This window comes from Pedobacter miscanthi (assembly GCF_003315595.1).
GTDB classification, from domain to species: domain Bacteria; phylum Bacteroidota; class Bacteroidia; order Sphingobacteriales; family Sphingobacteriaceae; genus Pedobacter; species Pedobacter miscanthi.
The window spans coordinates 98,579-117,962 of the sequence record NZ_QNQU01000008.1; the positions used below are offsets into that span (position 1 = coordinate 98,579).

At 39.7% G+C, this 19,384-nt stretch carries 13 protein-coding genes; 7 read left to right on the forward strand and 6 right to left on the reverse strand.

Translation table 11 applies throughout. The features are described from left to right. The first annotated feature begins 83 nt into the window (after positions 1–83). The 6 genes from DRW42_RS10780 (at position 84) to DRW42_RS10800 (ending at position 9,328) form a co-directional block, all read left to right on the forward strand. Complete coding sequence (locus tag DRW42_RS10780; RefSeq protein WP_208643542.1) at positions 84–3,587, forward strand: SusC/RagA family TonB-linked outer membrane protein; 3,504 nt, start codon at positions 84–86, stop codon at positions 3,585–3,587. Between the two features lie 7 nt (positions 3,588–3,594). After that, entirely contained in the window at positions 3,595–5,175 is a 1,581-nt protein-coding gene (locus tag DRW42_RS10785; protein WP_113948839.1) for a SusD/RagB family nutrient-binding outer membrane lipoprotein, read from the forward strand. A gap of 9 nt (positions 5,176–5,184) precedes the next feature. Continuing rightward, the gene (locus DRW42_RS10790) at positions 5,185–6,723 is read left to right on the forward strand and encodes a DUF5689 domain-containing protein (RefSeq protein WP_147243720.1); all 1,539 of its coding nucleotides are present in this window, start codon (positions 5,185–5,187) and stop codon (positions 6,721–6,723) included. 81 nt (positions 6,724–6,804) lie between these two features. Next, positions 6,805–7,194, forward strand: a complete 390-nt coding sequence (locus tag DRW42_RS29235; RefSeq protein ID WP_244215243.1) for a metallophosphoesterase N-terminal domain-containing protein — start codon at positions 6,805–6,807, stop codon at positions 7,192–7,194. Further along, positions 7,191–8,213: a calcineurin-like phosphoesterase C-terminal domain-containing protein gene (locus DRW42_RS10795; RefSeq protein ID WP_244215244.1), complete on the forward strand. Its 1,023-nt coding sequence runs from the start codon at positions 7,191–7,193 to the stop codon at positions 8,211–8,213. The genes DRW42_RS29235 and DRW42_RS10795 overlap by 4 nt, the downstream gene beginning before the upstream one ends. Before the next feature lie 215 nt (positions 8,214–8,428). Further along, entirely contained in the window at positions 8,429–9,328 is a 900-nt protein-coding gene (locus tag DRW42_RS10800; protein WP_113948841.1) for a glycerophosphodiester phosphodiesterase family protein, read from the forward strand. A 285-nt stretch (positions 9,329–9,613) separates the two neighbouring features. Here DRW42_RS10800 and bioD read toward each other — a convergent pair whose 3' ends face one another. The 4 genes from bioD to DRW42_RS10820 form a co-directional block, all read right to left on the reverse strand. Next, on the reverse strand, positions 9,614–10,222 hold the full coding sequence (gene bioD, locus DRW42_RS10805) for a dethiobiotin synthase (protein ID WP_113948842.1): 609 nt from the start codon (positions 10,220–10,222) through the stop codon (positions 9,614–9,616). Further along, on the reverse strand, positions 10,223–11,344 hold the full coding sequence (locus DRW42_RS10810; protein ID WP_113948843.1) for an aminotransferase class I/II-fold pyridoxal phosphate-dependent enzyme: 1,122 nt from the start codon (positions 11,342–11,344) through the stop codon (positions 10,223–10,225). It lies immediately after the preceding gene. 77 nt (positions 11,345–11,421) lie between these two features. After that, positions 11,422–11,874 (reverse strand): hypothetical protein, encoded by a 453-nt coding sequence (locus tag DRW42_RS10815; protein ID WP_113948844.1) that lies wholly within the window; start codon positions 11,872–11,874, stop codon positions 11,422–11,424. A 79-nt stretch (positions 11,875–11,953) separates the two neighbouring features. Further along, positions 11,954–12,730, reverse strand: coding sequence for an XRE family transcriptional regulator (locus DRW42_RS10820; RefSeq protein WP_113948845.1), 777 nt, complete (start codon positions 12,728–12,730; stop codon positions 11,954–11,956). A 133-nt stretch (positions 12,731–12,863) separates the two neighbouring features. On the opposite strand from DRW42_RS10820, the gene DRW42_RS10825 reads away from it, so the two are divergent. Beyond that, positions 12,864–13,214 carry a GIY-YIG nuclease family protein gene (locus tag DRW42_RS10825; protein ID WP_113948846.1) on the forward strand — a complete coding sequence of 117 codons (351 nt, stop codon included), beginning with the start codon at positions 12,864–12,866 and terminating at the stop codon, positions 13,212–13,214. 295 nt (positions 13,215–13,509) lie between these two features. On the opposite strand, the gene DRW42_RS10830 is transcribed toward DRW42_RS10825, so the two are convergent. Together DRW42_RS10830 and DRW42_RS10835 are read right to left on the reverse strand one after the other, a co-directional pair. Continuing rightward, positions 13,510–16,683: a peptidase MA family metallohydrolase gene (locus tag DRW42_RS10830; RefSeq protein ID WP_113948847.1), complete on the reverse strand. Its 3,174-nt coding sequence runs from the start codon at positions 16,681–16,683 to the stop codon at positions 13,510–13,512. A 173-nt stretch (positions 16,684–16,856) separates the two neighbouring features. Then, positions 16,857–19,313, reverse strand: a complete 2,457-nt coding sequence (locus DRW42_RS10835) for a transglycosylase domain-containing protein (RefSeq protein WP_113948848.1) — start codon at positions 19,311–19,313, stop codon at positions 16,857–16,859. Between the last annotated feature and the right edge of the window lie 71 nt (positions 19,314–19,384).

Consider the following 19,384-nt stretch of genomic DNA (forward strand, 5'->3'; position numbering starts at 1 on the left):
CTAAAAATGGCTCGAAATGCTGGACACATTTCAAGCCCTGATAAACTGTATACTCATTTGACAAAGTAAAACTTAGTAAAGATATGAAAATTAATACCCGGTGGATGAAAAATCTCCACCAGTATACCTCAAAAATTATGGTTGTGATGGCCATAATGATGTTGAACCTGCTCTCTTTCTCTCTATATACCTATGCACAAAGCGATAATAAAATCTTATTCGAAGCGGATGGCATGACATTAAAAAAAGCTTTCGAAACTTTGGAAAAGCTTAGCGGCAACCATATTGCCTACAATAATTCGCAACTGGATGACCAGAAAAGGGTATATGTTTCGCGCGGACAGCGATCGGTATATGAAATACTTGATCTGCTTTTAAAAGGGATGCCCTTTACCTATAAATCGGGTTCAGCAGGTAATATTCTGATTACGGCAAAAATTACATCTACCGGGAGGCTTGTTGGTAAGGTTGTTGACGAAAACAATGAACCTATCCCGGCAGCAACTATTAAAGTTGTTGAGTTAAGTCGTGTTACACAAACCGATAATGAGGGTAATTTTAACATTTCTGTGGTACCCGGAACATATACGGTTGAGGCAAGCTTTATTACTTACCAAACTAACAGGGTTCAGAATTTAACAGTAAGAACTAATGAGGTAACTAAAGTAGGAACCATTAAACTTAAATCATCAGATAATTCATTGGATGATGTTGTGGTTACGGCTTTGGGGATCAAACGTTCGGAACGTGCATTGGGTTATGCCATTACATCTTTGGATAGTTCTGCATTTACAAACGCAGTTGCAACCAACTGGACGGATGCTTTATCAGGAAAAGTTGCAGGTTTGAACCTGGTGCGTAACAGCGGATTGGCGGGATCAAACAAAATCATCCTCCGGGGCGAAAATAATTTAACAGGTGATAATGAGGCTTTAATCGTAATTGATGGAGTTGTAGCCAGCAGCAGCGCAAAACGTACAGCCGGAACAGGTGGTGGCGTTTATGGTACATCTGGCGATATTTTGCCTACTGACTTTGGAAGTGCACTTAACGACTTAAATTCTGAGGATATTGAAAATGTTACTGTATTGAAAGGCCCGGCAGCATCAGCCCTTTATGGCCAGAGGGGGGCCAACGGAGCCATTGTAATAACCACTAAATCGGCCGGTAGTAAAAAGAGAAAATTCAACATCACCTATACTTCCAATACAGCTTTTGAGCAGATCAACAGAGGACCCGATATTCAGCAAGAGTATGGCGCAGGTGTTGGCGGTGCTAGTTATTACAGTTTCGGAACAAATGCCGATGGTGCAGATACCCATGCAACGAGTTCTACTTACGGACCAAGGTTTGATGGTACCAGCATGTTTTTTCAATATGATCCAACTACGCAAAAAGGAGGAACCGTACGCACACCCTGGGTTGCTTACCCGAATGCGCTTGATGCATTTTTCAAAACAGGGGTTGAAACCACCAATTCGGTAAGCCTGGATGGCAACGCCGGAAAAGTGGGTTTACGTTTTACCGCAAGCCATGGTAATAACGACTGGATTGTTCCAAATACAAGTTTGGAACGTACATCGGTTTCTTTATCGGGTAATAGCAATGTAACCAAAAAACTGAGCATTGTTTTTAAAGCCAGTTATAATAACAGGCATAGTGATAACCTACCAGCCACAGGTTATGGCAATCAATCGTTGATGTACTGGTTTATGTTTGCACATCCAAATATGAATCTGGACTGGTTTAAAAACTATTGGGTGGCAGGACAGGAACAACGGAAATTTATCGACTTAACTTCTAGTTTCCCTGAGGGGCCCTATGCAATTTCTGAACAGTACCTGAACGGACAAAGAAGAAACGGTATTCTTGGAAATATTCAGGCTACTTATAAGTTTACCAACGATTTAACTTTACTGGTACGTTCATCTATTGATTATAACCACGATATCCGAGAAACAAGTCGCCCTTGGGACGCCGCCGGAGCAAAATTTGCCCAGGGATCTTTTCGTGTACAAAATATAAATTCGTATGAGGTTAATGCCGATTTCTTATTAAGATACAATAAGGATTTATCAAGAGATTTAAAACTTTCTGCATCGGTAGGAGGTAGCCAGTTAAGAAACCGTTATTACAAATCAGAACTACGTGCCGATGGATTGGTTATTCCGGGATATTATAGCCTCGATAACAATCAGAACCCGCTTATTTCTGTACCAGATACTGCCCGCTATAACATTAATAGTTTGTACGGTACGATGTCGTTATCGCTAAAAAGTTACCTGTACCTGGATTTAACGGGAAGGCAGGATTGGAACAGTACTTTGGCCTCACCGCTCCGTACCGATAATGTTGGCTTTTTCTATCCATCTGCAAGTTTATCTTTTATTGCTTCCGATTTTTGGAAAATGCCTTCAGCGATCAGTTATTTTAAATTGCGTGGATCAATTGCCCAGGTGGGTAGCGGTGGTACAACTCCATACCGAACAGCATATAACTATACTTTGGCTTCAAACGGGATTTATCCGGGGGGCGCAATGACGAACCCAACCATATTGCCTAACGTTAACTTAAAGCCGCTTTCTACAACCACAGTGGAGGTGGGGGCAGAATTGAAATTATTTAAAAACAGACTGAATTTTGATTTTGCTGCATACACCGGAAATACGAAAAATCAGATCCTGAGCAGGTCTATCGATAGGGCTACTGGTTATTCGATTGCGGTTTTCAATGCCGGTCGTGTAGATAACAAAGGTTTGGAGATGTCGGTAAATGCAACTCCTTTACAAACCCGCTCATTCAAATGGACCGTTAACGGAACTTTTTCTGCAAACAGAAATACCATTAAAGAACTTGCTGATAGCTCAGTGATATTGCGTACCGGACCGCTTGGAGGTACTCAGATTGTAGCGAATGTTGGGGGTAGTTTGGGTGATATATACGGTTTTGGACTGAAACGTTCTCCTGATGGACAGGTGATATTCGATAATACGGGTAAAGCCATTCCTGATCAGACACAGTTAAAATACCTCGGCAATACCATGCCCAAATTCAGATTCAGTTTTGGTACAGGTGTAACTTATAAAGGCTTTGGTGCCAATGTGTTATTTGATGCGCAATTGGGTGCTGTTGCTCACTCGTTAACATTTGCAAGGATGGCAGGTTTAGGTAAATTGAAACTGACCCTGCCGGGAAGATATGGAGGATTGATTGGAGAGGGTGTAATGTTGAACCCTGATGGTGTTACCTACAGTCCAAATACAACCGTTGCTACCGATATTGGTGCATTTTACGAAGCTATGTATGGCTCTACCAATGCTGAAGGAAGTACTTTCAGAACCGATTACCTGAAATTCAGAGAGGCCAACATCAATTATACCTTCTCAAATAGATTGGTTTCGAGTTTAGGTTTGAGCCGCATCACCATTGGTGTGTACGGACGTAACCTCTACACCTGGTCGCCATGGCCAGCTTTCGATCCTGAGTTTGGTACATTATCCGGTAGCGATATTGTAACAGGTTTTGAAGTAGGGCAGCTGCCATCAACCAGAACTTTTGGTGCACGTTTAGTAGTGGGTATAAACTAATAAGAAAATGAAAAAAATTAAAAATATTACAGGTTATGCTTTCTTAATGGTTATGGGGACCTCATTTTTCTCCTGCAAGAAAGATTTCGATAAAATTAATACCGATCCGATAGGTGTACCCAAAGTAGCAGCTGATAAATTACTGGCACCTACTTTAACAAATGTTTTGGGTGCCAACCTGATTCGTAACAGGAGCATTAATAACGAGTTGATGCAAGTTACCATTTCTACGCTTGATGAAGTACTGGAAGGTAGGATTTACAGATACGATATCAGACGGCAGTTATCTGATGCCATGTGGAATTCGTGGTATTCGGAACTTACCAATATCAAAGATATCAATACTATCGCCAGCGGCCCTGATTCGGTTAATACTTCTTATCAGGCGATTTCAAAGATTGCAGAAGCATGGACCATGCAATTGCTTACTGATACTTATGGCGATGTGCCTTATACACAGGCTAACCAGGGTAAATTTGGTGTGCTCGAACCCGCTTTCGATAAACAGAAAGATATTTACATGTCTTTGCTGAGCAAGCTGGAAGAAGCCAATACGCTTCTTACTGCCGGAAAGAAGATTGTAGCCAGTAGCGATCCGGTTTATAATGGTGATATCAATAAATGGCGCAGGTTTGGAAATTCATTGTATTTAAGGCTGTTATTGCGTATTTCTGGTAAGGCGGAGGTAAGTGCACAGGTAATAGCCAAAATTAAAGAGATTGTTGATACCAATCCTTCCAAGTATCCGATCATGACCGACAATACCCACACCGCTAAAATTCTTTGGAACGGTACAAACAGCAGTACGGCAGTATATTCTTCGCCATTTATGGTAAACGTTAGGCCAGCTGATTTCAGGGCCTCAGCCATTGTCGACTTTTTTATTAATAATCTTACCAGCTGGAATGATCCAAGGATAAGTCCAGCCTACGGAAAGAATGGAATAAACAGATGGGGCATTGCTGCAGGGCCAGCGGGATATGTTGGTGTACAGAGTGCTTATCCGATAGGAAGTGGAGCACCGATAAAACAGGCTTATTTTTATTCCGATGCACAATCGGGTAATCCGGCAAGTTTGCAAACTGATGCTTCAACAGGGGTGATCATGGACGTGGCCGAAGTTGATTTCATATTGGCCGAAGCAGCTGCCAAAGGCTGGATTAATGGCACTGGCGAAAACTATTATTATAAAGGAATAGCAGACGGAATCAACTATTGGATCCCAAGCTTGTATGCAAATGGTAATGATGCCGCGGTAAGAGATTATGCTTTTAAAGGCGATTTTGCATGGAACAATGCTTTGCCTTTGGATAGTAAGGTAGTTGGCGCCAACAGCAAACTGGAGCAGATCCACTTACAAAAATACTATGCCTTGTTTTTGGTCGATTTTCAACAGTGGTTTGAGTACAGGAGAACCGGTCACCCATTACTTCCGCAAGGTGCAAGTTTACTAAACGGAGGCAAAATGCCGGTGCGTTTATATTATCCAATACTTGCCCAATCAACAAATCCAACAAATTATAAAAATGTGCTGGCCGCACAAGGACCAGATGATGTGAATACACTCATGTGGTGGCAAAAACCTTAAATACGATTAATGATGAAAAATAAATTAAAATATTTTCTTTTGTTAACAGTTGTTGTAGCGATTTACACCAGCTGTAAACGGGATGACGATTACCGCTATAAATTTTCGGAAAGTGGTTTTATTTCCAACTTCGATTTAAGAAGGTACTATAAAAATGCAGATCTTCCGCTCAATCCAGAGGCAATAGGCGGTGCTACCAGTATCAGGGGAGTAGTGGTTTCAGATTTTAGATCGGGTAATTCGGTGCCAGGACTGATTGCTTTGCAGAATAGCCGTATCAATGGTACAGCAGATTCGCTAAGAGGAATTTCATTCAATATCGGTACGGCTGCTTCAAATTTTGTACCTGGCGATTCGTTGCACATCAAATTGGATGGAGGTGTGTTAAAAAGAGTTGACGGGATTTTACAAATCACTGGTTTAACAAGCTCGGCCATAACGAAAGTTGCGTCAGGAAGAACCATTAAGTTGCAGGCAGCAAATACAAACACCATTTTGGCCAACCCCGATCGCTACGAAAGTACATTGGTAGCTATCAATAATGCGGTGTATGATCCGGAACCTACAATCGGTACGGTATATTCGGGCGATAAGATATTGAACGATGGTTTTGGTGTAGCAACCTTGCGTACCAGTGCCAATGCTACTTTTACCAATACGGCGATACAGCCATCGGGTAATTTTACAGGTATAGTATATGTTACCGGTAGCGGAAACTCAAAAAAGATTGAATACAGGATGCGGACAGTAGATGATTTTTTCTACGTTCCGATGCCTAAACTTTCGCCTGCCATCATCTCGGGATTTTTGGTTGATCCGAACAGCACAGACGGAAATTATGAATACATTCAGTTTTTAGCCACTAAGGATATTGATTTTGCTGCCACACCATTTTCTGTTTATACCAACAATAATGCAGGTGCAACCGCTTTTCCAACATTAGGCTGGAACACTGGTGCACTGAGGACCTATAAGTTCAATCTTACTTCAGGATCAGTGAAAAAAGGTCAGTTTTTCTATGTTGGAGGAACAGGACAGCGTATTAATGGTTCAGGCTCGACAGTTATAGCAGCCTCAAAATGGATATCGCCTGTGGATTATACTAAAGTACCAGGAGCAAACGGTGTGGGCGATGTAACGGGTAACCTGTTGGCTAATAGTGGGAATGTTGCAGGTGTCGCCATCTTTGAAGGAACAAATATCACGCCGAGTACAATACCATTAGATGTTATTTTTTATGGTGGAGCTGGCGGAAGTTTTTATACTGCAGGGCCACCTGAGTATGGCCTAAGGGTTACCATTACAGACAAATTTGCTACGTATGCCGGAAAAGTTCCACAAGAATATTATGGAAAAGGAACCAATGATATTTCTAAGCGTTTTGCGGGTTTTCCGACAGCTATAAGTTTTGCAAAGTTAGGCGGTGTATACAAAGCAACCAAAGGCGGATGGGAGTCGGTGAGAACCATGACCAGCGTTGTATTAAGCAATACTTCGGTACTCAACGATATAGAAACAGGAGGTGTTACCACGCTGATCGATAAATAAACAAATAAATGAAGACCGGTAAAGCCGGTCTTCATAATACCATAGAAATTTAAGCACAATGATTGAATCCCAATCAAAACCATGAACAGAAGATCATTTATACAAAAATCAAGTTTATTAACCACCACCTTATTTGTTAGCTTAAAATCATTCCCTTCATCTCTATTTTCTGTTGATGGTGTGGTAAGCGGAGCGGTAACCAGTAAAGGTAAAGCCGTTGCCGGGGTTGTCATTTCTGACGGTTACAGCGTAGTACAAACCGATAAAACCGGAAACTATCAGCTAAAATTGCATGATCTCGCCCGCTTTGTGTGGATCAGTACACCCTCAGGCTACGAATTCAAAACTGAAAGCAGCATAGCACGCCATTATTATAAACCAGATACCGCTGGTAAATTAAATTTTGACCTGAAACCATTAAAACAAGACGATAACAAGCATAATTTTATCATTTGGGCCGATCGCAGGTGAAAACCAAAAAAGATGTAGTGCAGATGATGGAAACTTCAGTTCCTGATACGCGTGAAGTGGTTAAGGGCATGGGGAAAACATTGGTACATGGTATCGGAGTAGGCGATCTGGTTTGGGATAACTTCGATCTTTTCCCTGCCTACGACGAAGCCATTGCCAAAATCGGAATCCCATTTTTCCAGGCGCTGGGTAACCACGATCAGGATTACAGACAAGGCGGTGATGATACCTCTGACCGGACTTTTCAGGCACACTACGGGCCTACTTATTATTCGTTTAACAGGGGCAAGGCGCATTATGTAGTTCTAGATGATGTACGTTATTTAGGTGTAGAGAGAACCTATGATGGATACATTACGCCAACACAATTAGAATGGCTCGCTAAAGATTTACAATTGGTACCAAAAGATGCTTTGCTGATTGTTTGTCTTCATATCCCGGTACATAATTCAGTAAAAAACAATGAAGATTTTTATGCTGTTTTAAAAGACTTCAAAAACGTGCACATTATGTCGGGCCACACGCATTTTAATAAAAATGTAATCAAAAACGGCATTTATGAGCACAACCATGGTACGGTTTGCGGCGGCTGGTGGACAGGCCCAATTTGTGGCGATGGAACACCAAGAGGTTATGGTGTTTATGAAGTAAACGGGACAGATTTAAAATGGTATTACAAATCAACAGGCGAAGACCGCAAAAAGCAGTTAAGTGCTTATGTTGATACCTTAACCAATCAGAAAAGGCTAATTGCCAACGTTTGGAATTACGATCCGGAATGGAAAGTAGAATACTTTCTGGATGGTAAAGCAATGGGGGCTTTGGCGCAGCAGGATGGATTTGATCCTTTATCGGTTAAATTATATAAAGGTGATAAATTACCCAATCCAAGGCCATTTGTTGAGCCAATTTCTACCGATCATTTATTTATGGCACATTTCGGACCTGAAGTTGGAAAAGTTAAAGTAGTGGCTACCGATCGTTTCGGCGAGAAGTTTGAAGTAGAAGTTGATGCTTAATCATGCCAGGAGTACTGTCGGATGTTGCCATCCGACAGTTGTAAATAGTCAATAGCGTTAGATGGCAACACCTCATACCACTGAAATTGTTCGTAAATTTAATATAGATTTAATTAACTGCGTTAAATGGAAACGCCTGATATCTCTATATTGTGGCTCAATTAATAGCATTAAATGGCAACATTCAACGCCACTGTAAAATCCCTTTTTTGGATATGAAACTTAAAAAAACAGCAATCCTTATTCTTTTATCTGCCTTTGTGATCAAATCAAACGCTCAGGAAGTGAAATTTCCAGCATTTAGCGCCGAAGCCCATCGTGGCGGACGTGGTTTAATGCCCGAAAATACCATCGAAGCCATGTTAAATGCCATGAAAATTGATGGTATTACCACTTTGGAAATGGATACACATATCTCAAAGGATGGTAAAGTGGTGGTTACACATGATGATTACCTGAGTCCGGCTTTTATGCTCACACCTGATGGAAAAGATATTCCTGCAACTGATGCCAAGAAATATCCGATTTTCGGCATGAATTACGATGAAATTAAACAGTTTGATTTAGGTACCAGGAATTATGATCTTTTTCCGCAACAGAAAAAAATAAAAACACATTTACCTTTGCTTACTGATTTGATTGATGCTGTACAGCGCGATATCAAAACCAATAAACGCAAACAATTTTTCTATAACATCGAAACCAAATGCAGCGAAAGCGGTGATGGCATTACTAACCCTAAACCGGAGGAGTTTGTTAAACTTCTGATGGAGGTAATCATCAGGAAAAAAGTTGATGATTTTGTGGTCATTCAATCTTTTGATAAACGTACCATTCAGCTCATCCATGAGAAATATCCAAAAATCAAAACCTCTTTTTTAGTAGCGAATAAAAAGACTTACGAAGAAAATATTGCCGATTTAGGATATAAACCTTTTATTTTAAGTCCGGTTTGGCAGATGGTGAATGAAGATCTGGTTAAAAAGGCACATGCGGATGGCGTAAAAATTATTCCATGGACAGCGAATACCTTAGCCGATATCCAAAAATTAAAAGCATTAAATGTAGACGGAATTATTTCCGACTATCCGGATATTTTAGTGCAGGCGAAATAACAGTTGGTCTGAGTTGGTCGGGATTTATAATCCCGACCTTAGAGATTTTTAATCCTTGATGTGGATTAAAAATCCACAACTCATTCGGTCGAGATTGCAAATCTCGACCAGCGTAAAATCTAAGACCTCGCAGGTTTTAAAAACCTGCGAGGTCTTGAAACAAAGTAAAAAAGAAATCTGTTAATGCTCGTTTTTAACGAGCGTTAAATAGTTTGTCGTTTACAAACGATAAAATCGTTTAGTTATTTATGCACTCGTTAGAAACGATCGCAAACATCTTATCATTTAAATCAATATATTTTCGCCAGCTACAGCAACACTGGTTTTATCAATCTGATTTAAACTTGGCACAAACCCCAGCTTTTTTATTTTAGTATACTGCTGGATATACCTTTCCGTTTCGGCGTTTTCATCGCCATTAAAAATAATTCCTTTAATCTCAATTCCATATTGCTTAAGCAGATTAATGGATAAAAGCGTGTGGTTAATACTGCCCAGGTAATTTTGGGAAACCAATATCACTTCTGCATCGAGTTTTTTAATCAGGTCTACAATCAGTTCATTTTCGTTTAGAGGAACCATTAAACCACCAGCCCCTTCGATAACCAGGTTATTTTCGGTTAAGGGGATGTTAATTTTATTGAGGTCGATTTCAATTCCGTCCAGTTTGGCTGATAAATGTGGCGATAGCGGCTGCGTTAACCTGTAGCTTTCGGGATGGATAACTGTTTTTGAGTTGCTGATTAATTTTTCGACTGTTAAGCTGTCGCTGGTGTCTAAATCTCCAGACTGGATTGGTTTCCAGTAGTCTGCCTTTAATTTTTCGGTTAAAATGGCACTGATCAATGTTTTTCCAATCCCGGTTCCAATTCCTGTAATAAAATATGTTGCCATTTAGTTCAATTCTTTAAGGTGTTTTACCAGCGAAATAATTTCATCGTCGGTATTAAATGTATGAAGGCAGATCCTCAGCCTTTCTTTACCCCGCGTTACTGTAGGGCTTAATATGGCCCTAACATCAAAGCCTTTATTTTGTAATGTGCCTGAAGCCTGTTTAGTTGCTTCATTTGAAGAGAATAAAATTCCCTGAATGGTGCTTTCGCTTTCTAAAGCATTAATATTTTGTTCTTTTATAGTTCTTCTGAACAATTCAATTTTCTGATGGATGAGCTGATGATCAGTTTTATCCAAAAGCTGATAAGCCGAACGAATGGCTATAATATTATGGATAGGCGCCGCAGTAGTATAAATAAACGACCTGGCAAAATTAATGAGGAAATGCCTTAAATTTTTACTTCCCAAAATAACGGCACCATGTGTACCCATAGCCTTACCAAAGGTAACAATACGCGCAAATACCTTTTCGGTTAGGTTTAACTGATTAATCAAACCTTCACCTTTTTTGCCAAAAATACCTGTGGCATGTGCTTCATCTACAATTAAACTGGCCTGATAATTTTCGCAAAGGTTTGAAATTTCTATCAATGGCGCAATATCCCCATCCATTGAATACACGCTTTCTACCACAACAAAAATATTTCCCTTTGCCAGTTTAAGCTTGGCTTCGAGATCGCTGATGTTATTATGGAGAAATTTATAACGCGTTGCATGGCTTAAACGACCGCCATCGATAATACTGGCATGGATCAGCTCGTCGGTAATAATGGTATCGCCCCGCTGCGGAACGCTTGATAATAAACCTACATTGGCATCATAGCCGGAGTTGAAAATCAAGCCGCTTTCTGCCTGGTGAAAATTAGCAATAAACTGTTCTGTTTCTTCGGTATATAGGGTATTGCCACTTAACAGCCTCGAACCACCTGCACCATTTAAATAATTGGGGATTGTTGCTACGATTTCATCAATCAGTTTTTTTAATTCAGTCGATCTTGCAAAACCCAGATAATCGTTCGAACAGAAATCGACGGGAGGGTGGGCAGCAGATAAATTCCTGATCGAAAGATTATCTTTTCGTTCCTGAAGTTTTCCCTGAAGAAACTGTTCAATTTTACTCATCGGTCAAAAGTAAAAAAAGCGCCCCGGATTACCGGAACGCTTTTCAAAATATTAATTAATTACTTGCTCTGCTCTATTTATCCTTGTGCAGGAGGATTAGACACCACTGGTGCTTTATCTTTTTTACCTCTGGCGCCAAATCCTTTTCTCATTTTCTCTCCTTTTTCTTTGGCTTCAGCACGGAAAGCATCCATTTTTGTTTTCTGATCTGCGGTTAAAACAGCATCAACTTTAGCTTTTTGCTCATCTATTGCCGCTTTGCGCTCTTTCATTTTGCCTTTAATGTCGCTTTTGTCTGCTGTTCTCCAGTCGTCCATTTTTTTTGCATTTTCAAGCTCAATAGCATAAATTTTGGTTTTTTGGTCGGCGGTTAAGCTCAACTGTTTATCCAGCCTGGCGGTTACTTTTTCAGCTCGCTGTTCGGCGGTCATTTTAGGCATTGCCCTTCTTTCTCGCTTTGTTGTGTCTTGAGCAAATGCAGCAGTTAAACCCATTACTGCAATTGCTATTGTTAAAATTGCCTTTTTCATGTTATGTTTTTTTATGTGTTTGTTAAATCAATAGATACATAAAAAGGCAAACGGTTTAATCGGCGTTTGTTAAAAAATGTTAATTCTTGTTCAGTTGCGAAATTGATTTCTGCATCTGCGCCATCATCTGGGTTAATGTTTCCATTGTAGGATCGGGTGCAGGCTCAGGCAATGAAGTAGAGATATAAGCTTTGGCTTTCCAGATTTCGAGGATATCTTCAGCTGCAATAGTATAGGCGTCATATACCTTATTATCTGATATCAGTTTTAAATCTTTATTTTCTCTGAAGCGGTTACCGGCCCTTTTATATACCACACCTTCATTTTTACTGATGATGATATAGGTTTCGCCTGTTTTTACTTCATTCCAGTTGTCTAAATATTCGCCGATAATTACGCTCCCCGGCTGAACAGGCAACATACTATCACCCATGATTTCAAATGCCCTGAAAGTACCTTGTCTTAAGGCGGGTAGGGGAAGCTGAAATTTAGGGAGGTCGCTGATGTACTGCGGATCCGAAAAACCATTCAAGTAACCAGCACTTGCTTTTACAGGAACCAGTTCGATGTTCTCACGGTCGTTCTGATCTACCGAAATACTCAATACCCTAAGGTTCGATCCCTGGCTTTTTGGCTTCGGTTTCCAGCTGTCAGATATTTTCTCATTGATGAATTCATCGATGGTAAGATCAAAGTATTCGGCTATTTTTTTTAGCAAATCATATTTAGGTTCCGCCCGGTCTTCCTCGTAAGCGCCGATAAGCGATCTCTTGATTTCCATAATATCAGCGAAATTTTGCTGTGTATGGCCTTTTTTCTTCCTGAGGTACTTTAAATTATTTGAAATATTTGACATAAAAATAAATTTTAAAATAAATTTGGAATTACTAAAATAGTTAGTAATTTTATGCTCATAAAGTTAGTAATATTATTTTGAATTGCAAGAAAGTATACTAAATAGTTTAGTTTTAATTTTTAAACACCCCATCATGAAAAAGTTTGTTTATATCGTTACCGACAGAAATCGTACAAGTATGCACGTGGGCATGAGCTCAGATTTGATTAAGACACTGGATTTCTACAAACAGATGCCAAACTTATTTTTTGATAGCGGGCAGCAGTTAACCAGGCTGGTTTATTTTGAAGAGTTTAAAACAGAAGCACAGGCATTGGTGCGTTTTAAATCGATCAGCAGGTTTACCCGTATGCAGAAAGAGCGTTTGGTAAGATCTTGCAACCCTGATTGGATTGATTTGACCATAGGCCTTGATTTCGAAAATATTCTTTTACATAAGAATATCACCAATCAGGTGAAACTTTCCTTCTCGAGCTTATCTTAAGTTATTTATTAACGTTAAATAGAAGATTGCTATGAAAGAAATAGGTATATATGAAAAGAATGCTTGAATGATAGGTCCGCTTTCCCGTATCCATCATTCAAGCATTTAATGAGTTTATCTATCACATGATTTGTTGATATATTGAGGTAAGATGATTTTCGACATCCCAGCACTGAAGCCTATTCCTTATTCATTCAATCAATAATTTCCACATTCATTCCTTCAATATTCCCCTCATTCATACATTAAATATCCCCTCATTCAATATTCTCTCATTCAATACTTCAACTCCTCCTTACCAGCCCGGAGCAAATGTTAACCCGAACACACCGGTTTTAACATCTTTACGTTGAAAAGGAATTGCATAATAAGGTTCCAATACAAAGTAACCAAAAACATTTACCCTTACCGATATACCAACACTCATGGCAGGAACACGCTCAGTTGTAGCCTGGTAGGTAACCGGATTTCCTTTATCATCCTTAACCGGCGTTCCATTGCTGTTTAGTAAAGGTTCTGTAGTATAAGTTGGTTCACTTTTAAACTTCACCTTGGTGTCGTTGGTCCAGGCTAAACCTGCATCGAAAAATAAATTCAGATCTGAAAATAAAAATTTCGATGGTATAGCAGCCAGTTTTTTAGGTCCGGTAAATGGCAAACGTACCTCGAAATTGAAAACGGCTATTTTACTTCCTGTTAACTGGTTGATATCGAAAGATTCAGAAGATTGTGCAGATGTACTTTTGTAAATCGAGTTCGATTCGTAACCCCTGATCAGGTATGGATAACCCAGGTACATTGGATAAAGCCTGTCGGCATCTTTACCAATTCTTAGAGTATTATAACTTCTTACGGCAAAGGTTACCGGTTTTGCCCTCCAGTATTTACGAAGATCGGCAGTTACACCGGCAAAGTTGTATGTGCCAAGGTATTTTTCGCCACTTACACGGTATCTGTAACCATCAAGCGGACCAGTTAAACCGAAAATAGAATTATCGCCAACAAAACCAGCGTTCAACTGATAAAGTGTGAATGAATTGAAAGGAATGCCATAATCCTGGGAGGCAACATCGTTGGAAATCCTGCTTTTATCAGAACCGATATAATTGCCAGCCGAATTATAATAATTGCTATACCTATCAACCCTGTAGCTGTAATGAGAAAATGCGCCACCCAATTCAAAACGGTGTATTTTACTAAATGGATATGCACCGTAAACCTGCAGCTGATCTTCGAATGTCCTGATGATATCAGTTCTGTCTGCCAGGGCATTAATGGTTTGATTATCACCAACAGGAACATTTTCATAACCATAAGATCTGAAACCTGATACATAAGGGATGTGCGAAATGGCCGCTCCCCAGTTTATCCTGCTTTTTTGGTTGATATAACCTACCAAACCACCGAAATCATAAATTTCTCCGTTTACGGATAAGTTGGCAACAATCTGGTTGGTACCCAATATATCGCTGAACATACCCACAATACCACCAGAAACACCTGTTCCGAAACGGCTGGTAGAAACACCAACGCCACTGTTGGCCAGGTAATCCAGCCTGAATTTAGGCTTGTAAGGTACCGTTCTCATCGAATCGGCTACGATTTTTTCGAAACGATCGAAATTATTTAGATTGGAATTAATAATATTAACCCCAATGTTTTCCATAGGGGGGAGGATAGCGGCATCAAAGTTTTCTTCGCGGTTACCAATGCGTTTGGCTTTAAAACTGCTCAGTTTTGCATTATATAGGGTATAACGTTGATAACGGTAATAACTATACACAATTTCATCAGTTGTAGAAACGGAAATGGCAGGTGAAAACTCGGTAATCCCGCTGATACCGGTAAAATAATCGGTTAACTGATCAACCGTGTTATCTTCAAAATTGTATTTATATAAGTTCCTGAAACCATCTCGGTTGGAAAGGAAATAAATATTTTGACTGTTGGCCGAAAACTGTGCATTTAAATTATTTGCTCCCGGAAAAACGTCGAGATTGGTAACCGTTTTTGAAGCAATGTCGTAAACTGCCAGATTGATGGGTAATACAGCATTGATTACATTCGCCTGAATAGCAGCACGATCTGATGAAAACACCAGTTTTTTACCATCGGGCGAATAACTTGGTGCGTAATCAGAATAAACATCATTGGTAATTTGTGTTACTACTTTGGTGTCGAAGTTGTAAGAAAAAATATCGCTCTGACCTTCCACCATACCTGAAAACGCGATGTCTTTTCCGTTTGGCGACCAGGTTAAATTGCCAAACTGCTGTACCTGGGCCATCGGGATTTGCGATACCGTTGTTCCGTTGGCCACATTGATGACCATCATCTGGTTTCTTCCCTGGCTAAAAATACTAAAGGCAAACTGTTTACTATCCGGCGACCACGCTCCGGCAGATTCGATGAAGTTAAAATCATCAATATGTCCGTTGGAAATCTGGCTACTTAATTTACGTATGATACGTCCGGTTTTAGCGTCAGCGAGGAATAAATCAATGCCAAAAAGATCTTTTTCAGACATAAATGCCAGGTACTTTCCATCAGGACTAAGGGCAGGGGCAACGTTCATGTTTCCTGCATTTTTATTATCGATGATTTTCGTACCTGTAATTTTAATCTGCGAACTATCGGCTTTTAACATCGGCTTGTAATGGGCATCAATGGAATTTTTCCAGAGCCCCGACAATGTTTTGTCGTCATAACCGAAAGTATACCTGATGGCATTTTCGTAGCCGTATTTAGCCGTATTCTTAAACAAAGGCACAATGGTGGTATCGCCGTATTGTGACCCGATATATGTCCAGAATGCCTGACCATAACGGTAAGGAAAATATTTATTTGAATTGGTTAAGTCTTTTAATGAAGGAATATCGCGGTTTAACATGGCATCACGCATCCACATCGACGTAAAAGCATCTTTTTTACCGATAGAAAGGTATTCGGCCATACCCTCAACCATCCATAAAGGTGTTTGTCCGACATTTTCTAAACTGATCGAATCTTTTTCAAGTAAAAGGTGATATTGAAAAGCGTGAACAAGCTCGTGACCTAAAACATGCCTGGTTTGACTGTTAAGCTCCATAACAGGCATAATTACCCTGTTTTTAAGGGCTTCGGTAACTCCACCGGTTCCAATGCCAATTTCTCCGTTCAAAACGGTTGTTTGTTGAAAATCTGGGTGATTATTATATAAAATGATCGGATTTTTCTTTAAAAACGTATCCCTAAACACCTCCTGGTGCATTTTATACCAGGTTTCGGCATCCTGAGAGAAACGTTTAAGAAGTTTTTCGTTGTTAATGTAATAGTAAATCTCGAAATGTGGTGTTTGTAATACTTTAAAATCGAGTTTTTTATACCTTACTTTATTTTGTCCGAAATATTGTGCTTTAACAGAAAAAGAAAGAATAAGCAAGAGCAATATGGAACCATACCGCTTTAATAAAGTAGAGCCTATTTTCATATTTGTGGTTTTAGTAATGATGTTCTATAATTTTCGAAATTGAAATGTTAAAAAATCTGGAAATAAAAATAGCAATACTTTAAAAAACTATTAAAATTTTAACACTTTTTAAAGTTTTAATGCCGGTTTGCACAGGCATCAGGCTGTTTTAGTTTATTCAGATCCTAAAAAAACTATTGTTGATTGTTGTTTTCATTTTTCTTTCTTTCCTTTTCTTCCTGACGCTGTTTTCTTCTCAGTTCGCGTTCTTCTTTTCTGGTTAAAGGCACTGTTGGCGTAACCGGGGTTTGTGCCGGTTCAGTTTTTTTCTCCTCCTTTTTAACTTCCGGTTCAGGAGTTGCAGGTACTTCTGTTACGGGCACTTCGGCAGGAACATTAAAGTCTGTAGAATCAACCGTTACACTATCTGTAGAGGTTGTATCCCTTACAATCCTCGGACTAGGGCAGTTGTAGGTACGGGTAATATCAACTGTTGCTTTAGGAAATGGTCCGTAAGTATAGCCCGAATTAGGATCGAGGTATACTTTCTCCATAAATTTGGCAAAAATAGGCAAAGCGGTTCTTGATCCTTCTCCCTGCTCTCCATTTTTAAAGTGTGCGGTTCTTTCATCGCAGCCTACCCAAACACCAGTTACCAGATCTTTGGTTAAGCCCATATACCAGGCATCAACATAATCAGAAGAAGTACCTGTTTTGCCGCCAATCTGATTATTTTTCTTAAATAGGTTAGGCCATTCCCACAAAGCTTGCGAAGTACCTTCAGGCTCCTCCATACCACCACGGAACATATAGGTCATTAACCAGGCAATTTCTTCTGTTAAAACACGTTTGGTTTTCGGTTTAAATTCTTCAATTACATTATTATCCTGATCGGTCACTTTTTCTACTAAAATAGGATCGGTTTTAACCCCTTTATTCATGAAAGTAGAATAAGCCTTTACCATTTCGTAAACGGTAACATCGTTTGAACCTAAACTTACCGATGGAACGGATTCCAGATGGCTATCAATACCGCACTCGTGGGCATATTTCACCACATTATCCCAGCCCACTTTTTCAGTAACCTGTGCGGTAATGGTATTTACTGATTTTGCCATGGCCCACCGTAAGCTCATTTCGCGGTAAGAAACGCTGTAATCGGCATTTTTAGGCTCCCAGTATTTGGTTTCTCCTTTATCCTGGTAGGCAATTTTAACCGGTTTATCGGTAAATTTATCACAAGGACTCATTCCTTGTGCCAATGCGGTTAAATAAGCAAAAGGTTTAAAGGTAGAACCGGCCTGGCGTTTAGCCTGGTTAACGTGGTCGTATTTGAAAAATTTATGGTCGATGCCGCCTACCCAAACTTTGATTTTTCCACTTGCAGGTTCCATGGTCATCATCCCCGTGTTCATGATTTTTCCATAGTAACGGATCGAATCCATGGTTGAGAACAAGGTATCGCGGTCGCCTTTGTATGTGAAAATCTGCATCCTTTTCTTTTTATTGAAATAGGCTTTAACAGAATCAGGGTTATTCGGGAATTTCTTTTGTAAAAGGGCGTAAATCGGCAGGTTTTTCATCGCCCTATCGGGATAATCTACCTTTTGTTTTTCTGAATCGTACCAGGGGTCTTCGTTACCCCAAACGCTATAAAACCTGCGCTGCAAAATCCTCATTTCATCAGCAACCGCTTCTTCGGCATATTTTTGAAGTCTTGAATCAATGGTGGTGTAAATTTTTAAACCATCTTCGTAAAGGTCGTAACCATTATCGGTACACCATTTTTCAAGATATTTTGCTACGGCAGCCCTTAAATAAGAATCACCATCGCTGCCATCCTGCATTTTACCTTCTTTTAATTTGATTGGTTCTTTTGATAATTCGGCTAAACTATCTTTACTCAGATAATTGTATTTATTCATCTGGGCCAAAACCACATTTCTTCTTACAAGTGCTTTTTCAGGGTTTTTGGTCGGATTATACATCGTAGTACCCTTCAACATACCCACGAGCATAGCTGCATCGGTTGTAGATAGTTCTTTTGCTTCTTTATCAAAATAAATACGGCTGGCTGTTTTTATTCCATAAGCATTATTACCGAACGAAACGGTATTGAGATACATCGTAATGATATCGTTCTTAGAATAATTGGATTCGAGTTTTACCGCCGTCATCCATTCTTTTAATTTAACGATCAAAGTTCTTACCAAAGGGATTTTGATCAATAAACCCTGCGATTTATTGTAGCGCGTGCGGTAAAGGTTTTTTGCCAGTTGCTGTGTAATGGTACTGGCGCCACCATCTTTACCTAAACCAACAACAGCGCGGCCTACTGCCTGTGCATCAATGCCCCAATGTTTGTAAAAACGAACATCCTCAGTAGCTACCAGGGCTTGTATTACACTTGGCGCAATATCTTCGTAATTTACCGGTGTTCTGTTCTCTTTGAAGTATCGGCCTATCAGTTTTCCATCAGCAGTATATAGCTCCGAACCCACGCGAAGGGTAGGTGCTTTGATATCGCGTACACTTGGAGAATAGCCAAAAAGCCACAAAAAGTTTAATTGAAGCGCAGAAAAGAAAATTATTATAAAAAATAAAACTATTGTAGAATAACGTAAGTACTTGTTTTTTATCTCTTTAAACATATTGAATAAGATGATCTTTAGGTAAAAGCCGTGGCGTTAAATATAAAAAACTCTGTATGCAAATTAACGTA

Excerpts from the sequence above, each read along its gene's own strand:
- DRW42_RS10780 (WP_208643542.1), top strand. The coding sequence starts at position 84 with ATGAAAATTAATACCCGGTGGATGAAAAATCTCCACCAGTATACCTCA.
- DRW42_RS29235 (WP_244215243.1), top strand. The coding sequence starts at position 6,805 with ATGAACAGAAGATCATTTATACAAAAATCAAGTTTATTAACCACCACC.
- DRW42_RS10815 (WP_113948844.1), bottom strand. The coding sequence starts at position 11,874 with ATGAAAAAGGCAATTTTAACAATAGCAATTGCAGTAATGGGTTTAACT.
- DRW42_RS10825 (WP_113948846.1), top strand. The coding sequence starts at position 12,864 with ATGAAAAAGTTTGTTTATATCGTTACCGACAGAAATCGTACAAGTATG.
- DRW42_RS10785 (WP_113948839.1), top strand. The coding sequence starts at position 3,595 with ATGAAAAAAATTAAAAATATTACAGGTTATGCTTTCTTAATGGTTATG.
- DRW42_RS10820 (WP_113948845.1), bottom strand. The coding sequence starts at position 12,730 with ATGTCAAATATTTCAAATAATTTAAAGTACCTCAGGAAGAAAAAAGGC.
- DRW42_RS10810 (WP_113948843.1), bottom strand. The coding sequence starts at position 11,344 with ATGAGTAAAATTGAACAGTTTCTTCAGGGAAAACTTCAGGAACGAAAA.
- bioD (WP_113948842.1), bottom strand. The coding sequence starts at position 10,222 with ATGGCAACATATTTTATTACAGGAATTGGAACCGGGATTGGAAAAACA.
- DRW42_RS10835 (WP_113948848.1), bottom strand. The coding sequence starts at position 19,313 with ATGTTTAAAGAGATAAAAAACAAGTACTTACGTTATTCTACAATAGTT.
- DRW42_RS10800 (WP_113948841.1), top strand. The coding sequence starts at position 8,429 with ATGAAACTTAAAAAAACAGCAATCCTTATTCTTTTATCTGCCTTTGTG.
- DRW42_RS10830 (WP_113948847.1), bottom strand. The coding sequence starts at position 16,683 with ATGAAAATAGGCTCTACTTTATTAAAGCGGTATGGTTCCATATTGCTC.
- DRW42_RS10790 (WP_147243720.1), top strand. The coding sequence starts at position 5,185 with ATGATGAAAAATAAATTAAAATATTTTCTTTTGTTAACAGTTGTTGTA.